Source organism: Exiguobacterium sp. HVEsp1 (genome assembly GCF_002009685.1).
In the GTDB taxonomy this organism is placed as follows: Bacteria; Bacillota; Bacilli; order Exiguobacteriales; family Exiguobacteriaceae; genus Exiguobacterium; species Exiguobacterium profundum.
The window spans coordinates 1,588,602-1,609,585 of sequence record NZ_KV917367.1; the positions used below are offsets into that span (position 1 = coordinate 1,588,602).

The following is a 20,984-nucleotide window of genomic DNA, read 5'->3' on the forward strand; positions in this document are numbered from 1 at the left end:
TTTACCAAACGTTCACTGGGCAGTGCTTCGTCGCGAGTCGTGCCCGATACGAGACGTAACACCCACATTTCAAGCAAGTATCTTGTTGCTGGAACGGGCAAGCCGCGCAATGGGTGAGGCGTGCCTCATATTCCGTATCCGACACCTGCTCCATGACTTCCGCATCGATGGTCAACAGCCAGTCATGATCTGTCGTTTGCGGTGGACAGGTCCGACATCGCCGCGTCTTCGCCACTGTCATCTCAGCGGACCGCGATGGTGATGACGCTCATCGCTGGCACGTCGAGGACGAGCTTGCCGTCTTCCGTGACGGTCACGTCATGGTCCCGTGGTGAGACGAGGTCAGGTTGTTCGAACGTATTGTGGGCGTTCAAATGGTCTGCCGTTAAAATCCGGGCCGACACGACAGAGATGGCGCCGATTCCCCGTAAATCGATTTCGACCGTATCGCCTTGCTCGTGGTCGAGTTGGCAGAGGCTGATGTTTAGCACACCTTCCGCATTTCGCGAAGCGGTGGCGTTCACGGCCGGGATGGCTTCATCTTTGGCCACATAGTTACGTGTGTGCGCGGCGAGTTCGACGCGTTCGGCGTCTTGGTGGACGCTGTACATCTCGAACACATGGTATGTCGGCGTGAGGATGAATCGGTCTCCTTCTGTCAAAATCATCGCCTGCAACACGTTGACCATTTGAGCGATGTTCGCCATATGAACGCGGTCGTTATGGTTATGGAAGATGTTGAAGTGGACCGCAGCCACGAGTGCATCCCGAATCGAGTTTTGTTGATACAAGAAACCTGGGTTCGTCCCCGGCTCCACATCGAACCACGTGCCCCACTCGTCGACGATCAAGCCGACACGTTTTTCTGGGTCATACTGGTCCATGATCTGGCCGTGTTTCGTGATCAACTCGTCCATATGGAGGGCGCGCTTCAACGTGATGAACCATTCGTCCTCCGTGAAATCGAGAGCCGAGCCTTTGCCCAACCAGAAGTCACCTGGGATCGTGTAGTAATGGAGGCTGAGCCCGTCCATCATCGTCCCTGCTTCCCGCATCAGGACCTCTGTCCATTTATAGTCGTCAATGTTCGCCCCACCGGCGATTTTATAGAGTTTATTGCCGTCGTAGTTGCGGACGTACGTCTGGTAGCGGCGATACAGGTCCGCGTAATATTCAGGGCGCATGTTACCGCCGCAGCCCCAGTTCTCATTCCCGACGCCAAAGTACGTGAGTTCCCACGGCTCGGTCCGGCCGTTCTCTTGTCGCCAGTTCGACATCGGTGACTCGCCACCGAACGTCATGTACTCCACCCATTCCGACATTTCTTGCACCGTTCCGCTTCCGACGTTCCCACAGATGTACGGTTCACACTCGAGCAGCTCACAGAGGCGCATGAATTCATGCGTACCGAAGTGGTTGTTTTCGACGACCCCGCCCCAATGCGTGTTGACCATCCGTTTTCGGTTCTCGTTCGGACCGACCCCGTCCTTCCAGTGGTACTCGTCGGCAAAACAGCCGCCCGGCCAACGGAGGACCGGGATGTTCAATTTCTTCAAGGCGGCGAGCACGTCGTTGCGAATGCCATCCGTGTTTGGAATCGGCGACTCAGGACCGACCCAGAGCCCTTCATAAATACAACGACCTAAATGCTCGGCGAAATGACCATAAATGTGCTTGCTGATCGTCCCTTTGGTTAAGTCGGCATTGACGATGAGTTGTGTCGTCCCTGTCGTCACGTGCGTCGGTTTGATGAGTTGGTTGTTCATTGTATCTCCTCCATGAAGAAGGGCCAACGAAGTGGCCCTTTAGATTATGGTCGATAGTAAAGTTCATTCCAACGTAGTTCGTTGTTAAATTGGACCGTCTCCGTCTTGGCATCGATGACAGCGATTTCAACGTCGAGCATTTCCGCGAAGTCCCGTAGTTGGTCGGTCGTCACTTCATACGAATAGCAGGTGTGGTGCGCCCCACCGGCTTGAATCCAGTTTTCGACCGCTTGCGCCATCGAAGGTTCTGTTTTCCAAAGAACGCGTGCGACCGGCAAGTTCGGCATCGCCTCTTCCGGCTGAATGCCTTCGACCGTGTTGACGAGGAGACGGAAGCGATGGCCGAGATCGATGATACTCGCGTTCAACGCCTTGCCGCTCTGTCCTTCAAAGACGATCCGGGCCGGTGCTTCCCGGTCGCCGATACCGAGCGGATGGACTTCGATTCTTGGTTGATCGGCCGCAATCGTCGGACAGATCTCCAACATGTGAGCGCCGAGCACCATCTCGTTGCCCGGCTCGAAGTGGTACGTGTAATCTTCCATGAACGAGGTCCGCTCGTTGTTCGACATGATTTTCATGAGACGGACCAATGCTGCCGTTTTCCAGTCACCTTCTCCGGCAAAGCCATAGCCTTGCTCCATCAAGCGTTGGACGGCGAGACCCGGTAACTGCTTCATGCCGTGCAAGTCTTCAAACGTCGTCGTGAAGGCGGTATATCCGCCTGCCTCGAGGAAGGCTTTCATACCGAGTTCAATCTGGCCTTGGTAACGGACCGAATCAAGGAACTCCTCTTCCGCCATCCCTTTATTCGTCAGTTCGTAACGAGACGCGTATTCGTCCATCAGCGCATCGAGATCTGTGTCGGTCACGGCGTCCATATATGCGACAAGATCACCGACACCATATCCGTCCACCGTCCAACCGAGGCGAATCTGCGCTTCGACTTTATCGCCTTCCGTCACGGCGACGTTGCGCATGTTGTCACCGAAACGAGCCACTTTTAGCACTTTGCTTTCGGCCAACGCATGAGCGACTTTCATCCAGCTCGCCATCTTGCCGCGCGTCGTCTCGTCTTCCCAGTGCCCGACGAGCACTTTGCGTTTGACGTTCATCCGGCTCGTGATAAAGCCGTGTTCCCGGTCGCCGTGCGCCGATTGGTTCAAGTTCATGAAGTCCATATCGATTGCATCCCAAGGGATGTCACGGTTGAACTGTGTACCGAAATGGAGCAACGGTTTTTGCAGGACGCGCATGCCACTGATCCACATCTTCGATGGCGAGAACGTGTGCATCCAGGTAATCACGCCTGCACATGAGTCGTCCGCATTCGCCTGAAGCATCATCTGACGGATCTCTTCTGCATTTTTGACGACACCTTTGAAGACGATCCGGTCGCTGAAGACGTTGGCCGCATGAAGTCCAGCCACCATCTCTTTTGAATGATCCTCCACTTTCCGAAGCACGTCTTCGCCGTAAAGCATTTGGCTTCCTGTCACGAACCAAAATTCATATGTTTTTGCTGTCAACATCCAAAGTCCCCCTAATGTGAGGGCGAAGTTCCGGTCATTTTTGGCCGTAGTATGCGTTCGCCCCATGTTTTCGCAAATAGTGTTTATCTAAGATGCTCTGTTTAATCGGTGTCAGGCCAGGGTTCAAGTTCAAGGCATGAAGTCCCATCTTCGCGACTTCTTCGAGGACGACCGCATTGTGGACCGCCTCATTCGCGTCTTTGCCCCAGCAGAACGGTGCATGGTTGGCCACGAGTACGCCGGGAACGGCGACTGCTTCGAGCATTAACTCGTCGAGCGTCTCTAAAATGACGTGTCCGGTCTCGAGCTCATACGCCGTTGCGATCTCTTCGTCTGTCAATTCTCGAGTGCACGGAATCTCTCCATAAAAGTAATCGGCGTGTGTCGTTCCGAACGCCGGAATCGCCCGCTTCGCCTGTGCCCAGCTCGTCGCCCATGGCGAATGGGTATGCACGACCCCGCCAATCTCTGGGAGAGACCGGTAGAGCGCGAGATGGGTCGGTGTGTCTGATGAGGGACGAAGCTCGCCTTCGACGACGTTACCTTCCAAATCGACGACGACCATGTCTTCCACGGTCAATCGTTCGTAAGGGACACCGCTCGGCTTGATGACGACCAATCCGGCGTTCCGGTCGATGCCACTGACGTTGCCCCATGTGAACGTGACCAAGCCGTGTTGCGGGAGGGCCAAGTTCGCTTCGAGCACGGCTTCCTTCAAATGACGGCTTACCATACCGGCTCCTCCTTAACGCGTGACGCGTCGGCTTTGATTTTTTTCAAGCGTTTCATCACATCGTTTTCACCGCGACCGAAGTAGTCGTATAGTTTCGTGTATTCGGCGAACAGAGCATCATATGTTGCGACGTTTTCCGGGATCGGCTTGTACGTCTCTTCTTTGACACGGCCCATCTTCGCTGCCGCTTCCGTGATCGCGGCGTAACCGCCTCGCTCCGCACCAGCCGCCACCGCTCCGAACATGGCCGACCCGAGGGCAGGCGTTTGCGAGGAGGCGGAGATTTTGATTTCCATGTTCAACACGTCCGCATAGATTTGCATCATGAGGGCGTTCTTCTCGGCGATTCCGCCGGCCGCATATACTTCATGCACAGGGACACCGCTGTTCCGGAACGCTTCCACAATCGTCCGCGTCCCATACGCTGTCGCTTCAATCAATGCCCGGTAAATGTCTTCTGGTTTCGTGAGCAATGTCGCTCCGAGGAGGACACCCGTCAAATTCGTATCGACGAGCGTCGATCGGTTCCCGTTCCACCAGTCGAGGGCGATGAGACCGCTCTCCCCGACACGTTGCCGGGCTGCTTTCTCCGTCAACAACTGATGGATGCCGATACCTTTCAAGGCGGCCTCTTCGACGTAATGTCCTGGGACACACGTCTCGGTGAACCATTCAAAATGGTCCCCGACACACGATTGGCCAGCTTCATAGCCCATCAATCCTGGGATGACGCCGTCTTCGACGACACCGCACATGCCTGGGACGACTTGTTCGTCTTCACCTAGTAGGATATGGCACGTCGATGTGCCCATGACCATCAGCATCTTGCCCGGTTCGGCGATTCCGACAGCCGGTACCGCCACGTGGGCGTCGACGTTCGCGACCGCGACGGCCGTGCCTGGAAGGAGTCCGATTCGCGCGGCGAACGCCTCTGTCAGTTCACCCGCCTTGGACCCGATTGGAGCGATGTCGCGCGTTAGTTTCTCTTCGACAACGTTCTCTAGCCGCGGGTCGAGCGCTTTAAAGAATTCGTTCGACGGGTAACCGTCTTGTTTATTCCAAATGGCTTTATATCCAGCTGTGCAACTGTTCCGAACGACGCGACCTGTCATCTGGGAGACGATCCAATCCGTCGCTTCTAGAATCTGGTCCGCCGCTTCATAAATGGCCGGCGCTTCGTTCAGGATTTGCCACACTTTCGGGATCATCCACTCCGATGAGATTTTCCCGCCATAGCGTTTCAAGAAGTCTTCGCCCCGCTCCGCTGCGATGCGGTTCAACTCGTCCGCCTCGTCTTGCGCGGCGTGGTGCTTCCAAAGCTTCACGTAGCTGTGCGGGTTTTGTTGATGCTCCTCACGGAAACAAAGCGGGTTCAAGTGTTCGTCAATCGGTAAGATCGTGCAGGCTGTGAAATCGATGCCGAGTCCAACAACTTGGTCCGGCATGATCCCCGCCTCTTTCACGACGGCCGGGATCGTAAGTTCTAATACTTCTAAATAGTCTTGCGGATGTTGGAGTGCCCAATCATGCTCGAGACGGGTCACCCCGTCCGGTAAATATTCATCCATGACGCCATGTGTGTACGGTTTGACCGCGGTCGCCACTTCTCGGCCTGTCGCTACGTCGACGAGGACCGCACGTCCTGATTGCGTCCCGTAGTCGACACCGATTGTATAGTTGGCCATATTCATCACCCTACCTTTAAAAGAATGCGCTTACATATAGGATGAAAAAAATAAAGTGTGTGGGCACTCCTATCTTTTCATCCGTACAAGTATTCAAATACCGTGCCTGATTCGTACAGAAAACAAAAAGATACAATCAAGTTGTACGTATAACTTACACCTTGATTGTATCAACTATTTTAAATTAATCAACTGTTTTCAGTATTTTATTCGAACATTTTTGCGTTAGTTCTGAAAAAACTGTGACACGCATCTTTAAAGAGAATGCGATAAGTTGTACGGATATTTACAGTTGTTTGCCGATAAAGACGTGTCCTTGGTCAGACAATCCCGCGAACACGAGCGTCTCTCGCCAATTTTCCCAGTCCCAGCCCGGTAACACATGCCAAGTGATCCTTTCAGGACCGTAGAGTTTGATGGTCGTATCCGTCAGCTTCTCATAACGCCCTCGTTCGCCGTCCTCTGTCACGAACGTCCCGTCACCTAGAAGTTCAATCTTACTCGAAGGCAGGACGCCATGTTTCGTCCGGTCCATGTAGATCCACTCCCACTCCCCGACGAGCTCTTCCATCTCGATGGACCGCTCTTCTTCCCCGGCATATCGTTGCGGAGACACGAGCGGCCAGCCCGATTCCGTCCAGATGATTTTCCGGATATGCAGTTCGTGCCAGTGCGGGTCTTGCTCACCTCTGACGTGATGGACGAGATAATCCTTGTCGCCGTCCTGCAAGACGGAGTTATGACCAGGACCAACCCAACCTTCCCCGGCCCCGAACCGATAGCCCCCTAGAATCTTCATGCCAACTTGTTGCGGGTCGATCTCGAGGTCGGTCATGACGTTCCCATCAAAATCGACGTACGGTCCGGTGATCGAAGTCGAGCGGGCCACACGGATGTGATAGTCCTTGAACAAGGAGTCATACGAGACGAACAAGTAATAATGGCAATCCGCTTCCCGATAGACGATATACGGTCCCTCGATTGCCCCTTCTACGCTTTGGTGACGTTTCGCAATCAACGTCTCCTCACTTCTCGGGCGTTTCTTCCCCGTTTCCGGATCGACCGGGAACACATACAGCCCACCGAAGAAGCTGCCGTAGACGAGCCACGGTTCTCCTTGCGCATCGAACGTGATATTCGGATCAATCGCATTCGGCCCCGATGTCCCAGCCTCGCTCTTCACGACGAGCCCGTGATCCTGCCAAGGCCCGTCTATCGTTTCCGCACTGGCGACACCGATATACGACTGCGTCTGTCCAAATTGTGAAGCCGCGTAGTACATGACATAGCGACCACCCATGAACACGACTTCCGGCGCCCAAAGCCCTGGCGCCCCCGTCCAGTCCACAGCCTCGTGCGGAAGTTCTTCAAGCGCCAAGCCAACGTATTCCCAATGGATCAAGTCAAGTGAGCGACGCACTTGAATCCCGCCGTTGATGTGATGTCCGTGGGCGGCGTCCGTCGAGAACACGTAATACCAATTCCCAACTTTAATTGACGCCGGATCGTGGGCGTTGTGTGTGCCCCACATCGTTTCGTCTGTCAATCGTTCTAACACATAACGTTCTTCTCGTTTCGGACCGTTCAGCTTTTGCATGTACTCGTTTCTCCTTTTATCGTTTTTTGCCCCATACGGCGGTGCCGTCCTCGCTCAGACCCGTGAAGATGATCGTCGGTTGCCAATTCTCCCAGTCCCAAGCCGCTCCGACTTGCGTCTCATACGTCTCTTGCCTGACTTCGACCTCGAGGACCGAGCCGTTCAATCGCCAAGACCCGTCACCGTTTTCGAGCTTCCCGCCTCGTTCCAACGTCAACGTGCTCGAGGCTTGCTGTCCATCGTCGAACCGCGGGAATGTGATGACGTCCCAGTCCCCGACCAGATGGGCGTCGTCGACCTCGACGTCTCCTTCACCTGCATAGCGCTCGGGCGAGACGACCGGCCAACCGTCTTTCGTCCAATACACTTTTCGGACGTGCAACTGTGACCAATAGATGTCTTCACTCGGTCGCGCCTGATGCAACACGAACGTGTCAGTCCCGTCTTGTAAAAATGCCGAATGCCCGGTCCCGACGTATCCGTCATCTCCTTCGAAACGATACGAACCCACGATTTTCACGCCCGTATCAAATGACTCATCCGATTCGTCCCGTAAGTCGCGACCACGCGAGTCGACGTACGGTCCCGCGATTGACTTCGAGCGACCGATCCGGACGTTGTACGTATCTTCTAACCAACCATACGACACCATCAAGTAGTAATAACCTGTCTCATCGTTATACAAGATTTCCGGTCCTTCGATGCCCATCGACATGTCTTTCCGTTTGGCGAGCAACGTCCCCTCTGACGATTCGTCCACTCGCTTCCCAGTGCCTGGATCAATCTCCGTCAAAAAGATCCCACCAAAGTACGACCCATACGTCATCCACCATTTGCCTGACGCATCTTGCGTCACATGAGGGTCAATCGCATTGGCGACACCCCCGTTCCCGTCTTTCGACGTCACGACGGCGCCCTCGTCTTCCCAAGGCCCTTCGATCGTTGACGCGGTCGCTAGCCCGATGTACGACGTGCGGCTCCCGACCCCTGATACGGAATAGTACAAGTGGAACCGATCCGCGATTTTTGTGATCGCCGGGGCCCAGAACGTATTCCCACCGGTCCAAGCGAACGCCTCTTCAGACACTTGATCGAACACACGGCCCACGAACTCCCAGTGAATGAGATCGGTCGATTTACGAATTTGAATACCGGGCATCGGAGGACCACCCACCATGTAATCCGTCGAGAAAACGTAGTACGTGTCACCATCTTTAAAGATTGCCCCGTCATGCGTAAAGTTCGTCGTCCACTCGCTCTCTTTGTTGAGCACGTCTGGCGTCACATCTTCCACCTTTTGATCAAACGGCGCTTTCGGGAGTACCGACTCATCGATTGACGCACTCGTCGTCTGCCAGAAGAAAACACCTCCGACCGCGACAATGAGCAACGCCATCCAGACCATTATTTTTTTCATGTCAATCTCCTTCCTCCATCAAAAAGGCACCCGCCTAAAAAAGACGGGTGCCTCTGTCTTGTCACACCTCAGCCCTTCACACCAGAAATCGCAATCGACTCGATGATCTGTTTTTGGAAGATCATGAAGACGATTAACATCGGGAGTAACGCCACGACGGACGCGGCCATGATTAACGGATAATCACTTTGAATTGCATAAGATGCGTTAAAGTTCGCGATGACAAGTTGAAGCGTCTGCTTCTCCGGCGAGTTCAAATACAGAATCGGCCCGAGGTAGTCGTTCCAGATTGCCATGAACCAAAGAATCAATTGCGCGGCCACGGCCGGCTTGATCAATGGGAAGATAATCTTATAGAAGATTTGGAAGTACGAGCAGCCATCAATCTTGGCCGCCTCGATAATCGAGTTCGGGATGCTGTTCAAAAATTGGCGCAAGAAGAAAATCATGAAAATATTCCCGAACAGTCCAGGCACGATCAACGGTAACAGCGTATCCACCCAGCCGATGCTCGAGAACATCATGAACTGGGGAATCATGAGCACCGGGTAAGGGATCATGACAGAAGCGAACAAGAGCAGGAAGATTTTATTCTTGCCTCTGAAGTTCAACTTCGCGAAGGCGAACGCCGCCAAGCTCGACGTGAACGTTCCGACGATTGTGACGGATAACGCGACGATCAAACTGTTCGATATCCCGGACAACAGCGGGCCCATGCTCCAAATTTCCGTGTACTTGCTAAACGAAATATCGGTCGGGATCCATACCGGCGGGAGTGCGAACACATCCTCTTTTGATTTGAGTGATGTCGACACCATCCAAAGTAGCGGTGCAATCATAACGACCGCTCCGATGGACAGGAAGATAAAGATGAAGAAATCCGTGATCCGATCCTTCTTCTTCACCGACATCGTTTCCACGTTCTCTTTTTTCCGTGAGAGAGCTAATTGCATGGTCATTCTCCTTTCCTATACGCGAATCGCTCAATCAAGATCGAACGATGATTTTTCATTCATCCGGAATTGGAGCAACGTGACGATGAAAATGAAGAGCCCGAGGACGAGCGCCATCGCCGAAGCGTAACCGAGTTGGAAGTTCCCGAACGATTTTTGCCAAATGTAGAAGACCGCAGAGGCAGACGAGTACTCAGGACCCCCGGTTGGTGTCATGACGTTGATTTCCGTGAAGATTTGCGCTCCTCCGATGATGTTCGTCACGATGATGAAGAACGTGACCGGTTTGACCATCGGGAGCGTGATATGCCAAAAGCTTTGCCACGCGTTGGCTCCATCGAGTTTCGCTGCCTCATAAAATGATTTCGGGACACTTTGGAGCGCCGCCAAGTAAAGGAGCATCGTGTAGCCGAGCCCTTTCCAAATCGCCATGAGGATGAGCGCGGGTTTGACGGTATCGGTGTTTTGGAGCCAGTTTGGCCCGTCGATCCCGATCAAAGCCAGGAATTGGTTGACCAATCCGTAGTCCCCGTTATACGCCCATTGCCACAAAATCGAGACGGCAGCAATCGACGAGATGACGGGAATGTAGTAAATCACGCGGAACGTGTCCGTCCCAAAAATCTTTCGATTCAACGCGAGGGCAAGCAGCAGCGCGAGAACGATTCCGATTGGGATCCCAATCATCATAAAGAGCGTGTTGTACATTGATTTATAAAAATATTCATCTTGGAACAAGTTAACGAAGTTCTCAAACCCGATAAATTTCATTTGACCGAGGCCGTTCCAATTCGTGAAAGCGCCGTAAACAGAATACATCAACGGTACGAACGCGAAGAGGAAGAACCCAATGACCGGTGCTGCAACGAACAGGTAGGCGTACCGCTGTTCAGTTCGATATAACTTGGAAATCGATTTTGTCTTCATTATCCTTCCATCCTTTCAACGTCAGAGACGCAGGTGGCGAACATCGCCACCCCGTTTCGACTCTCTGATCAATTCGCCTGTTTCTCTTGTTCGATCGCCGCATCGAGCAATTTCTGCATCTTCGGCTGCGCCGTCTTCACATAGTCTTCGACCGACGTTTTACCGTCTAGGACAGGCTGGATGTTTTTGAAGAACTCGTCGTACCATTCTGCCGTGTATGTTTTCTCAGCCGGGAACCCGCGGCCATAATCGTTGATTAAATCAAGGAACTCTTGTTTGTTATCTGGTTTGATTGACGTATCAGCTGCCCAGTTGTCTGCGATTTCCATACTGTTCGGCAATTGGACTTGCGCGTCTACGAGCGCTTGTTGCCCTTCTTGGTCCGCAGACAAGTACATCGCCAACTCTGCCGCTTCTTCTTTATGTTTCGTCGTCGCCCCGACGCCGATCCCGAGTGACCCCACCCATCCTGACGCTTTACCGGTTGAACCGGCTGGCCATGGAAGTAAGTCGTACTCGAATTTCAACTGTTCTTTAAATGCTGCCATATCCCACGGTCCGACTGGGAAGAAGGCGAGCTGACCTTTCAGCCAACGTTGGTACGTGTCGAGCGTCTGTGTTTCGCCGATTGACGGTGTGATCCCGTGTTTCAACTGTTGATCGACGAAGAATTGCAACGCTTCGATGAACTTCGGATCATCGATTGTCACTTTCGTACCACCTTCATTGATCCAGTCCGCTCCATTACTCCAGACGAACGGTTGAAGGGCCCAGTTTACGTTGAAGCCAGTGCCGTACTGATCCATCTTCCCGTCACCGTTCGTGTCTTTCGTCAACTGTTTGGCTACGTCCACGAACTCATCCCATGTATATGGTTTGTCTTTATCCGGTAGCGGGATGCCCGCATCTTCGAACATCGTCTTGTTGTAGCCGAGTGCGAACGGACCTAAGTCTTTCGGTAGTCCGTAAATCGCGCCTTCTCCGAGCGTCTTCCCATCGAAACGATATTTGTCGACACCCTTCTCCCAAATGTCGTCCAACTTGACGTCTTCTGAAGTTTCAACCGCTTCGGTGATATCGAGTAGCACGCCCGAATTTACGTATGCTTTCACTTGGGCAGGATTATAGAAGAAGACGTCTGGGATTTTGCGACCTGCGATGGCCGATTTGAGTTTTGTATCGTACTGATCCGGGGCTGTCTGGACCATCGTTACTTTCACGTCTTTGTTGGCTTCTTCAAAACGTTTCACCGTCGCTTGGTAGGCTTTTAACTCTTCTGGATTTCCACGGAACATAAATGTCAATTCAACTTTCCCGTCAGCGCCTGCCTCGTCTCCCGAACAGCCGGCGAGCGCCAAAGAAGTTGTCATCAGGGCTGACATCGTTAACGCAAACATTTTTTTCGATTTACGATTCATTGTGAATTCCTCCATCAGTATATATTCATGTGCAAAAGATGACGAAGATGTACGTACATGTTGAATTAAATAAAAAAGCAAGCTGTATAATGAAGCCCACACGACACTATACATTCACTAGCCAAGAAACCAATTTAATTAGCAATGAAAGCGTTTTCTGTACAATTTGAGTCTATTACACACGTTCGGACATGTCAATTTGATTTTTATGTATTTTTATATTTCATCCGTACATATTCATAGAAAATTCAGGTGCTATTTTTGCTTATTCATAGTAAACAGGACATTTGTTTGTTAATATATATGTAAGATCATATCTTGTACGTATGAGTTGTTCGACGTACACGAGAGAAAGCAGGGACGCCAGATGGCACAACGCACAAAGTACAATATGGTTAAAGATCATATTCTTGAATGGATAAAAGATGGAACGGTAAGACCAGGTGAAAAAATTCCTTCTGAAAATGAATTGGTCCAATCATTTGGAGTGAGCCGTCATACGATTCGACAAGCTGTAGGAGAACTAGTGAACGAAGGTTATCTTTACCGTGAACAAGGCTCGGGCACGTATTGCTCCCCGGTCCTTCCGACCTCGGCTCCCCAGGCGATTGAACGTTTAGGCAACGGTAAAAACATCGGTGTCATCACGACCTACATGTCTGATTATATCTTCCCGTCTATCATCCGGGGGATTGAATCTCACTTGGCTTCAAAAGGATATACATTGACCTTATCTTGTACGGATAACAACGTCGAGAAAGAACGGCAATGCCTCGAGATGATGTTAGATCGTCAAATTGATGGGTTAATCGTCGAGCCGACGAAGAGCAGTAGCTATAATCCAAACATCAAATATTATTTAGAACTCGAACAACAGCATACGCCTTATTTGATGATTAACCAATACTATTCGCAGTTGACGCCCCCTTATTTGATCATGGATGACGAGAAGGGTGGGTTCTTGGCTGCCGAACATCTCATCAAACTTGGCCATGAGCGCATCATGGGACTTTTCAAAACAGATGACCTTCAAGGGGTCCATCGGATGCGCGGCTTTATACGCGCGTTCCGGGAATACAATCTCCCCCTAGAGCCAGAATTAATTATAACGTATACGACAGAAGAACTTGTGCCCTCTTTTTATGACGTGATTCATCAAGTGTTTGAGAACGCGGACGAACGGCCGAGTGCAATTGTCTGTTATAACGACCAACTCGCCCTTAACGTGTTGGACCAGTTGAGAAATCTACGCCTCTCTGTCCCGCAAGACGTCTCACTCGTCGGATATGACGACTCGGTGCTTGCCGTCGCGACAGAGGTTAAACTGACTTCGATCATCCACCCGAAGCAAGAATTGGGGCGTGCCGCAGCCGAGTGGATTATCGCGGCCGTCGAGAAAAAAGAGATGCCACCGTCACATACGTATGAACCCGAATTGATCGTCCGCAACTCGACTGCACCCTATAACCGTCTCGAATCTAAATTAGGCTGATTCTCTGCTAACTTCTTGGAGGTCCTCATGAATTTAAAACATGAACACAACAAGCTATTCCAAGCGCTCGAATTTGTCACCAGCCTGGTGCAACTGAACGTGGTCTTCTTACTGAGCATTCTGCCTGTCATCACGTTGTTCCCGGCCTTGTACGCTTTACATGCCGTCACAAGGCAATGGTCGATCAACCAAGATTACAGCGTGTTCCGCGCCTACTTCCGCTTCTTTAATGAAGGAGTGCGCCGTCATTATAAGCTCGGTATAGCCTGGACATTGTTTGTATTCGTCTTATTGATCGACTTTTTACTCATTCGGCAAATCCATACAGGGCAGACGATTCTCTTCGCAGGTCTGTTCGTGATTGGATTTGTCTTCATCTCCCTGTCGTTATTCCTATTTCCGATTTTGACGCACTACGATATGAAGACGATGGATGCCTTGAAGTTGGCGTTATTCAGCATCATACGATACGGCTATATTGTCGCGCTCGCGCTCTTGTTATTCACAGCACTCGGTATGCTCGCGTACCGGTCACCACTCTACTTGTTGTTCGGATTTTCGTTCATCGTTTTTCTAAAAACGAAACTATATCTCCATCAATTAAATCGTACTATAACGAATAATCATATCGATATCGACTCCACGTAATATTGATTTTTTCCATCTACTTTAACAAAGTAGATGGTTTTTTATTTGAGTCTAAGAAGAATAGTTTACTCATCTGTCAATTTCAATAAATATGACCAAATCACTTCTTTAGGTTGTTTAAGTTCTATTCAAAATGAATAATACAGTTCTTAGTTAGTGAGGAGGCAAAGCAATTGGGCTTTTCCGTTAATGACTTTATTGAGGATACTCCAGTTTTTGGCGACTTACATTATATTTTGCATTATGACAATGAATCAGAACGAAGAGACACTTTAGTCTTTTCGAAAACATAGTTCAGTCCTTCATTACTGAAAGAAGCTGATTTCATTAGACTACAACAAGCAACCCTTCGTATTCATAAGTAGGCTTTAGAAAAATGTGCTCCCTAATAAACTATGTATGTCTCTTCATTCCTTTATATGCTACTTATAGTTCCACACTTCAACATACTTGATCACCTCAAGTTGTTTCCTATCCAATTTTCCAACCGCTGTATAAGGCAACTCCTTCACAAACACGATTTCTCGTGGAAGCTGATAAGTTGTCAGTCGTTCGCGCAACCAGCTCACCAGTTCTTCTTCTGTCAATTTTTCATCATATAACTGTACGTATGCTTTCAAGATGTGACCGGCGTACACCTCCTCTATCCCGACGACGGCGGCGTCCTCGACATTCGGATGGTCGCGCAAAACCGTCTCGACTTCCCCAGGATAAATATTGTTTCCTGCCGAGATGATCAAGTCGTCTGTTCGTCCACACAAAAAATAATAGCCGTTCTCATCCCGGTATCCGACATCACCCGTTTGAATCCAGCGGTTCTTCCTGCTTTGCATGGACCACTTATTTCGTATGCAAAATTCCCCGATGGCCCCTGGCTCGACTTCCGCTCCATCTTTCACTACCTTTAAGTCCCCTCCCGGAATCCTTCTCCCGAGCGTGTTCGCATCATAATGTAAATCTTCTGGTGTGGCGATCAGATTCAAGCCCGCTTCCGACGTCCCATAGAGATTGTATAAGACGCTCCCCAACTCGTTATGGACTTCACGGACTAAAACGGGATGAAGCTTCGCACCACCGGACGCGATACAAGCGAGAGAATGAAGTGATGTTGGATCGTGTCGTAACATTTTGTGGATCATGAGCGGGACGACCGTGACCACTTCTACCTTGTGTCGCCGAATGAGGTCACAGGCTCTCTGCACATCAAAGCTCTCTTGAATGACGACCTGTTTCCCTAGCGCCAGAAAAGATAAAAGGATGGCGATGCCGTAGCCATGGTAAATCGGGGTGGCAATATAGGCAGTGTTGAATGACGGCAACTGCAATCGGTTCATTAGAGCTGCGAATGGAGCCAGAAAGTGAAAGAGGGATGGTATATGAGTCACTTGTTTCGGTTTTCCGGTAGTACCGCCGGTCAACAGCACGATCTTCCCGCTCGAGGCGGCCGGAAGCTTTCCTTTTTTATGTCGCTTCGAATCCGATAAACTATTGATTGATACCTTTTCCTCATGATAGCTGACAAGTGTCGAACGTTCGTAAGACGAGTTTTCAATTAAGTTTTCAAACTCATCATCGTAAATCAAAAGATCGAATGGCTGTTCTTCTACGAGTCGGTTGAACTGCAGTTGACTCATCGATGAATGAAGCATGTAGATGTCTGCACCGAGTCGTGAAGCCGCAAACATCCCTTGTACGAAAGACGAGTGGTTGTGACAGAGAAACGCAACTTTTTGTCCCTTTTTAACCCCATACTGATTAGCGAAATGATAAGCGAGGTGTTCACAGCGTGACTTTAGCTCTAGATACGTCACTGTTTCTCGGCTATCCACTAAAGCCGTTTTTTGACTCCCTGCTCTTTCAGTCAATGTAAAAAGAAGCATCAAGTTGATTCCATTTTGACGGATTGCGACGAACAGACGGCCTAGATTCGATGGTGATAGAAACTGGAGCTGCGACAAGACTTTCAATAACTTAACCATTCTTATTGTCACGCTCCTTTCTCTTAAGGAATGCAGGGACCATCCAGTCGATCGGTCTTCTGAAAACAAGTGATGCTACTTGACCGAGGAACAACCACCACGGCTTATATACTGTTCCTTTCGTATACAAGGCATGTCCGATCAATTCTGCCACATGTACCGGTGACATGGCAGGTGAATGCTGATAAGCCAGCGTCGGTTTGATCATCGGAGTTTTTACTAGCGGTAGATATAGAACCGTCGTGGATATATTTTTGATTGTGAGTTCCGGACCCGCGGAGCGAAACCACGTATCGAACGCGGCTTTTGATGCCTGATAGGCTGCCCAGTGAGGAAAAGGATGAAGTAACACATTGATGGTCGACACATTGACGATCTGCCCGTTCTTCTTTTCGAGCACCGGAATGAGCGACAAAATCAATTGTACGGGAGCAAAATAATTGATTGCCATCGTCCGAGTGAAGTCATGGTATCGATCGAGTGACTCAGTGATGGGACGATTGATGGAGATTCCAGCATTGCTGACGAGAACATCCAATCCGTCCGGTAGTTGATGGAGATACGCCAGCAAACCATTCCGTTCCTCTTCAATTCGAAGATCTGCCGGGAACACGGTCACTGTGGCTGATCCCTTCTCGATTTCAGACTTCATGACGTTCATGTCTGCTTCTCTACGGGCAACGAGAATCAGATGCGCGGTTGTATCCATTAGTAAATAAGCGAACGCCTGCCCGATTCCTGAGCTCGCTCCAGTAATCAATACCGTTTTCCGTTCTAACGCTGATTTCAATTTCTGATGATCGAAGGAAGGAAATCGGAATAGGAGTCTCTCTAGTAACGTGTAGTCATACATATTGCCAGCACCTTTTATTTATATTCGTCTCTTCAAGCTAAAAAAACCTAGACAATCATTTGGTCATACATGACAAACAGCAGCGTCCACTTTAATTGAAAAGGACCTGCTGTTCAAACCTTCCGTTTATCTTTTATACACTCTTCCCATTCGCATATCGAGTGAAATTGTCGAGAATCGCCTGCCAGCCTTGTCGTTGCATTTCAACCGGATTCATCGACTCCGCATCAAACACCTCGACCACTTTCGTCTGATCCCCTTCAGAAGTAAATGAAATTCTGACTCTCCGTTCATCCTCAAGGCGATACTGAATGAGCTCATTTACTTCAACTTTCTCATATACCCCTTCAAAATCAAAGCCCATGCTCTGATCTTTCGCTTCCATTCGACTACGAAACTTCCCGCCGACCCGTAAGTCGTTCTCCGCCTCAATCGTATGCCAATCGTCAGACGCATGATTCCATTGTTTGATATGTTCAGGTTCTGTCCAGAATTTCCAGACCGTGTCGATTGGTGCATCGACGAGCGTTGATATCGTCACGACATTTGATTCCATGATTCGTTTCCCCTTTATTCTACAATTTTTGATCAATCACGAATGCGCTGCCCGTCCTATATGACGAACGCAATATGAGATTACTTCCCTATCAATCACATCTTCTCCTGCTCTCATTTCAACGATTGAAAGATACTTAAAACAAAAACCTTGAATGGCACTCAAAATCGAGTTCATTCAAGGTTCTTTTCATTTCATCATTGAAACTTAACTCTTGGCAATCCCAAGCATAAATCCAGCGACGACAATCAACCCGATTCCCATGAAAACAAAGACACGTTCTTTTGTCGTCTTCTCTTCTTTCAAGAGATAGATCCCACCAAGTGTCGCCACGACGACGTTCAATTGGGATAAGGCGAACGAAGTCGCAATCCCCACTTCTCCGCTTGAAACGAAAAGTCCGAAGTTCCCTATTCCCCAGGCGATCCCCGCCAAGATGTTTTTGAATGTGCGTGGATCGAGTTTCTTGACGTCCTTTTCACGAAGACTGAACAGAAGTGCCGCGATGAACATCCCGACGGATTGTGGAAGAATCGCGGTGATCCCTTCTACTTCAAAGTAGTTCGTCAAGACGGCATACGTGACGTAACCAATACTCGAAACGAATAGGACGAGTAAACCCTTTTTCAACGCACCGGCACTGTCCTGATCTTTCTTCTGTTGGTAAGAAGTCATAGTCGCTCCGATGATAATCAAGACGAGCGCTGAAAACCCTAACCATAGCTCCGTCGATGTCTGCCAGTCCCCGAGTACGATGACCCCAAAGAGAGAGGTCCCAACGAGTTGCATCCCCGTGCTGATTGGCATCGCTTTGGAGACGCTTAAGATTTGGAACGATTGGAACTGCAAATATTGACCGAGCGCCCAGAACGCCCCTGAGATAAATCCGGTCACGATGGCGAGTGTCGTGAACTCCGGTCGGAAAACGAGGGCAATCACTGTTGCCATAATCATCGCCCCGATGGTCGTTCCGATTAACTGCTGAATCGGTTTTCCTCCTACTTTCGACACGATGAGTGGAATACTTCCCCACATGAGTGCCGGTAAGAGTGCCAAAAGAATCATTTCCATGAAGCACACCTGCTTTCTTAATATAACGTCTAACATGAAATTCCCACGTCTCCAATTTTATAAACCTAAATTCAAAAAGGGAATTGCCATGTCGAATACTACGATGATATAATGATTTCGAACGGGGCATTAGCTCAGCTGGGAGAGCGCTACGCTGGCAGCGTAGAGGTCAGGGGTTCGAGCCCCCTATGCTCCATTAATTGGTCACATCTCGAATGAGGTGTGGCTTTTTTATTGGTATGGTGCGATTCAACCTCTTTCTTAACGGGTAATGATAGTTAGACTTTTTCATATAAGGGGGAATTTTGATGGAACGTACATCTGTAGAAGAAACATTGACGAGCGTGATCGAATGCATGCGCGCATGCAACCACTGCTTCTCAAAAAGTTTGCAAGAAGAGGATTTACACATGTTCACCGAATGCATCCGACTGACTCGAGAATGCTCTGACATCTGCACATTGGCTTTAAATGCCTTAGAAACAGATTCAGCCTTCTCAAAACCAATCGTCGCTCTATGCGCCCAAGTCTGTGATACGTGTGCGGTTGAATGCGGACGCCATCAGCACGACCATTGCCAAGCCTGTGCCAAAGCATGTGAGCGCTGTGCGGAAGCTTGCCGAACACTTGTTGCCGCTTAAGCACGACATTCGTCTAACTTTCTGTTAGACTTTTTTTATTGCTTACGAAAGAAGGTAAACTATGAATCATACCATTCTCGCACTTGACGTGGAGACCGCTAACCGTGATAGTCGCAGCATCTGTTCTGTCGGATGGAGCATCCTTCAAAATGGTGATGTAGTCGAAACCGACCAGCGACTCGTCAATCCCGAGGAAGACTTTGATATGGGTAACATCCGCGTCCATGGCATTCGTCCGAGTGACGTGTGGGATGCACCGGCATTACCGGAAGTACTTTCCTCTCTTTACCCGATTTTACGGGAAGTGGACCTCGTCATCGCACATAACGCTTCATTTGACATGGGTGCCTTGAGAAAGGCGATTGTAAAATATGATCTATTCGATTTCCCGACAATCGAGTACGGTTGTACCGTCAAACTGTCACGTAAACTGTATCCAGGGCTCCCGAACCATAAGTTGAATACGATGGCAGAACACTTGAACGTGCCGTTTATTCATCATGATGCCGCGGAAGATGCTCGTGTATGCGCGCTACTCATGCGAGACATGATGCAAAAAACCGGCATCACAAACCCAAAAGAATTGCATCGCTATACGTCCGTTAAAACAGGAACGCTCGCATATTAAACCGGTCATGCAATCATGACCGGTCATTTTTTGAATATCCATCTTTTTTGAATATAATAACTGACGAAAAAGAGAAAGCTGTCGACGACCACTTTTAGGATGACCTCGCCCTGTCTGAGCAAGAGAAACAGGAGATAGACAAGGAGTGCCGAAACGGCCATTTGAAGCACGACGAGACTAAAGTATTTTGGAAGAGACCGCCGCGCCTTCGAATCGAAGACTACTCTTCGATTAACGAGATAATTGAAGAGAGAGGAAATGATTCGAGCGATGACCGTCGCAATGACGACGTGAACTGTATCGAAGTATGGGGATAATAAATAAATGAAGAGTGCATACATCCCAACGTCGACAAGGAACGAGGCGACAGACGATAACGAATACATTAAAAACATCCGGTAAATTAAGATTGAGTCGAGAATCGGTCGGAAATGGGAAGAGTCATTTTCATTCTCATATACGGTCTGGATGGTCGTCTGTTGAATCGGGACCTGCAATCGTTTCGTGAACGTGAGCATATTCATCTCGAACTCATATCTATTTCCAGGAATGTCAATCAGTTGTCGCGCATATCGCATCGGGATGGCTCGAAGTCCCGTCTGCGTGTCTTTTAACTTCAGCCCGCTCCCAATCAACATCACGAGCCGTGTCGCCTGATTGCCGAATCGGCTCCGGAACGGAATCGCATCTCCGCTAAAATCTCGACATCCCATGATGAGATGATGTGGTTTATTCAACCCTTCCTCATAGACGCTGACGACATCTTGCGGCAAGTGCTGCCCGTCGGCATCGACCGTGATGACTCCCGTTTTATCAGGATATGTGTCAACCACATACCGTAATCCCGTCTTGATTGCGGCTCCCTTCCCTTGATTCTGTTCGTGCGTTAACACTTGGTCGACAAATGATGCAATCTTTTCAAATGTGCCTACCGACGATTCGTCACTACCGTCATTGACCACAATGATGTTCGAAAACCCACTCGCCCTCAACTTCTCCACGAGTGTGACGAGTGCCTCATCAGGGTTATAGGCCGGAATCAAAATCGAATACGCTTGGCGTGTTTCCACTTCATGCATCTGCATCGC

General features: G+C 49.8%; 19 protein-coding genes and 1 tRNA gene. 5 read left to right on the top strand and 15 right to left on the bottom strand.

What is annotated here, in order from left to right:
- Position 1 precedes the first annotated feature (1 nt).
- The 10 genes from BV910_RS14720 to BV910_RS08220 all read right to left on the bottom strand — a co-directional run bounded on the left by BV910_RS14720 (position 2) and on the right by BV910_RS08220 (position 12,028).
- The gene (locus tag BV910_RS14720; protein ID WP_143404767.1) at positions 2-241 is read right to left on the bottom strand and encodes a DUF6171 family protein; all 240 of its coding nucleotides are present in this window, start codon (positions 239-241) and stop codon (positions 2-4) included.
- Position 242: 1 nt separating this feature from the next.
- Positions 243-1,766 carry an alpha-N-arabinofuranosidase gene (locus tag BV910_RS08180; RefSeq protein WP_078146981.1) on the bottom strand — a complete coding sequence of 508 codons (1,524 nt, stop codon included), beginning with the start codon at positions 1,764-1,766 and terminating at the stop codon, positions 243-245.
- 44 nt (positions 1,767-1,810) lie between these two features.
- Positions 1,811-3,298, bottom strand: a complete 1,488-nt coding sequence (gene araA, locus BV910_RS08185; RefSeq protein ID WP_078146982.1) for an L-arabinose isomerase — start codon at positions 3,296-3,298, stop codon at positions 1,811-1,813.
- 34 nt (positions 3,299-3,332) lie between these two features.
- Complete coding sequence (gene araD, locus BV910_RS08190) at positions 3,333-4,031, bottom strand: L-ribulose-5-phosphate 4-epimerase (protein WP_031423581.1); 699 nt, start codon at positions 4,029-4,031, stop codon at positions 3,333-3,335.
- On the bottom strand, positions 4,025-5,722 hold the full coding sequence (gene araB / locus BV910_RS08195; protein WP_078146983.1) for a ribulokinase: 1,698 nt from the start codon (positions 5,720-5,722) through the stop codon (positions 4,025-4,027). The genes araD and araB overlap by 7 nt, the downstream gene beginning before the upstream one ends.
- 280 nt (positions 5,723-6,002) lie before the next feature.
- Positions 6,003-7,313 carry an arabinan endo-1,5-alpha-L-arabinosidase gene (locus BV910_RS08200; RefSeq protein ID WP_078146984.1) on the bottom strand — a complete coding sequence of 437 codons (1,311 nt, stop codon included), beginning with the start codon at positions 7,311-7,313 and terminating at the stop codon, positions 6,003-6,005.
- A gap of 16 nt (positions 7,314-7,329) precedes the next feature.
- A complete protein-coding gene (locus BV910_RS08205) occupies positions 7,330-8,730 on the bottom strand; it encodes an arabinan endo-1,5-alpha-L-arabinosidase (RefSeq protein ID WP_078146985.1) in 1,401 nt (466 codons plus the stop codon).
- Between the two features lie 68 nt (positions 8,731-8,798).
- Positions 8,799-9,641 (bottom strand): carbohydrate ABC transporter permease, encoded by an 843-nt coding sequence (locus tag BV910_RS08210; RefSeq protein ID WP_031200025.1) that lies wholly within the window; start codon positions 9,639-9,641, stop codon positions 8,799-8,801.
- 72 nt (positions 9,642-9,713) lie between these two features.
- Complete coding sequence (locus BV910_RS08215) at positions 9,714-10,610, bottom strand: carbohydrate ABC transporter permease (RefSeq protein WP_021066211.1); 897 nt, start codon at positions 10,608-10,610, stop codon at positions 9,714-9,716.
- A gap of 68 nt (positions 10,611-10,678) precedes the next feature.
- A complete protein-coding gene (locus BV910_RS08220; protein WP_143404768.1) occupies positions 10,679-12,028 on the bottom strand; it encodes an ABC transporter substrate-binding protein in 1,350 nt (449 codons plus the stop codon).
- Between the two features lie 367 nt (positions 12,029-12,395).
- On the opposite strand from BV910_RS08220, the gene BV910_RS08225 reads away from it, so the two are divergent.
- Positions 12,396-13,520 (top strand): GntR family transcriptional regulator, encoded by a 1,125-nt coding sequence (locus BV910_RS08225; protein WP_031423568.1) that lies wholly within the window; start codon positions 12,396-12,398, stop codon positions 13,518-13,520.
- A 27-nt stretch (positions 13,521-13,547) separates the two neighbouring features.
- Positions 13,548-14,168: a YesL family protein gene (locus tag BV910_RS08230; protein ID WP_078146986.1), complete on the top strand. Its 621-nt coding sequence runs from the start codon at positions 13,548-13,550 to the stop codon at positions 14,166-14,168.
- Positions 14,169-14,590: 422 nt separating this feature from the next.
- On the opposite strand, the gene BV910_RS08235 is transcribed toward BV910_RS08230, so the two are convergent.
- From BV910_RS08235 to BV910_RS08250, 4 genes are all read right to left on the bottom strand, one after another.
- On the bottom strand, positions 14,591-16,147 hold the full coding sequence (locus BV910_RS08235; RefSeq protein WP_078146987.1) for an AMP-binding protein: 1,557 nt from the start codon (positions 16,145-16,147) through the stop codon (positions 14,591-14,593).
- Positions 16,140-17,000, bottom strand: coding sequence for an SDR family NAD(P)-dependent oxidoreductase (locus BV910_RS08240; protein WP_078146988.1), 861 nt, complete (start codon positions 16,998-17,000; stop codon positions 16,140-16,142). The genes BV910_RS08235 and BV910_RS08240 overlap by 8 nt, the downstream gene beginning before the upstream one ends.
- A 133-nt stretch (positions 17,001-17,133) precedes the next feature.
- Positions 17,134-17,556 (bottom strand): SRPBCC family protein, encoded by a 423-nt coding sequence (locus BV910_RS08245; protein WP_078146989.1) that lies wholly within the window; start codon positions 17,554-17,556, stop codon positions 17,134-17,136.
- A gap of 207 nt (positions 17,557-17,763) precedes the next feature.
- Entirely contained in the window at positions 17,764-18,627 is an 864-nt protein-coding gene (locus BV910_RS08250) for a GRP family sugar transporter (RefSeq protein WP_078146990.1), read from the bottom strand.
- Between the two features lie 123 nt (positions 18,628-18,750).
- Between BV910_RS08250 and BV910_RS08255 the strand changes: the two genes are divergently transcribed.
- From BV910_RS08255 to BV910_RS08265, 3 genes are all read left to right on the top strand, one after another.
- Positions 18,751-18,823: transfer RNA gene (locus BV910_RS08255), tRNA-Ala, on the top strand.
- Positions 18,824-18,935: 112 nt separating this feature from the next.
- Positions 18,936-19,268 (top strand): four-helix bundle copper-binding protein, encoded by a 333-nt coding sequence (locus BV910_RS08260; protein ID WP_012726406.1) that lies wholly within the window; start codon positions 18,936-18,938, stop codon positions 19,266-19,268.
- Between the two features lie 61 nt (positions 19,269-19,329).
- Positions 19,330-19,896: a 3'-5' exonuclease gene (locus BV910_RS08265; protein ID WP_078146991.1), complete on the top strand. Its 567-nt coding sequence runs from the start codon at positions 19,330-19,332 to the stop codon at positions 19,894-19,896.
- A gap of 23 nt (positions 19,897-19,919) precedes the next feature.
- Here the strand turns inward: BV910_RS08265 and BV910_RS08270 are convergent, their stop codons facing one another.
- Positions 19,920-20,981 (bottom strand): bifunctional glycosyltransferase family 2/GtrA family protein, encoded by a 1,062-nt coding sequence (locus BV910_RS08270; RefSeq protein WP_078146992.1) that lies wholly within the window; start codon positions 20,979-20,981, stop codon positions 19,920-19,922.
- Between the last annotated feature and the right edge of the window lie 3 nt (positions 20,982-20,984).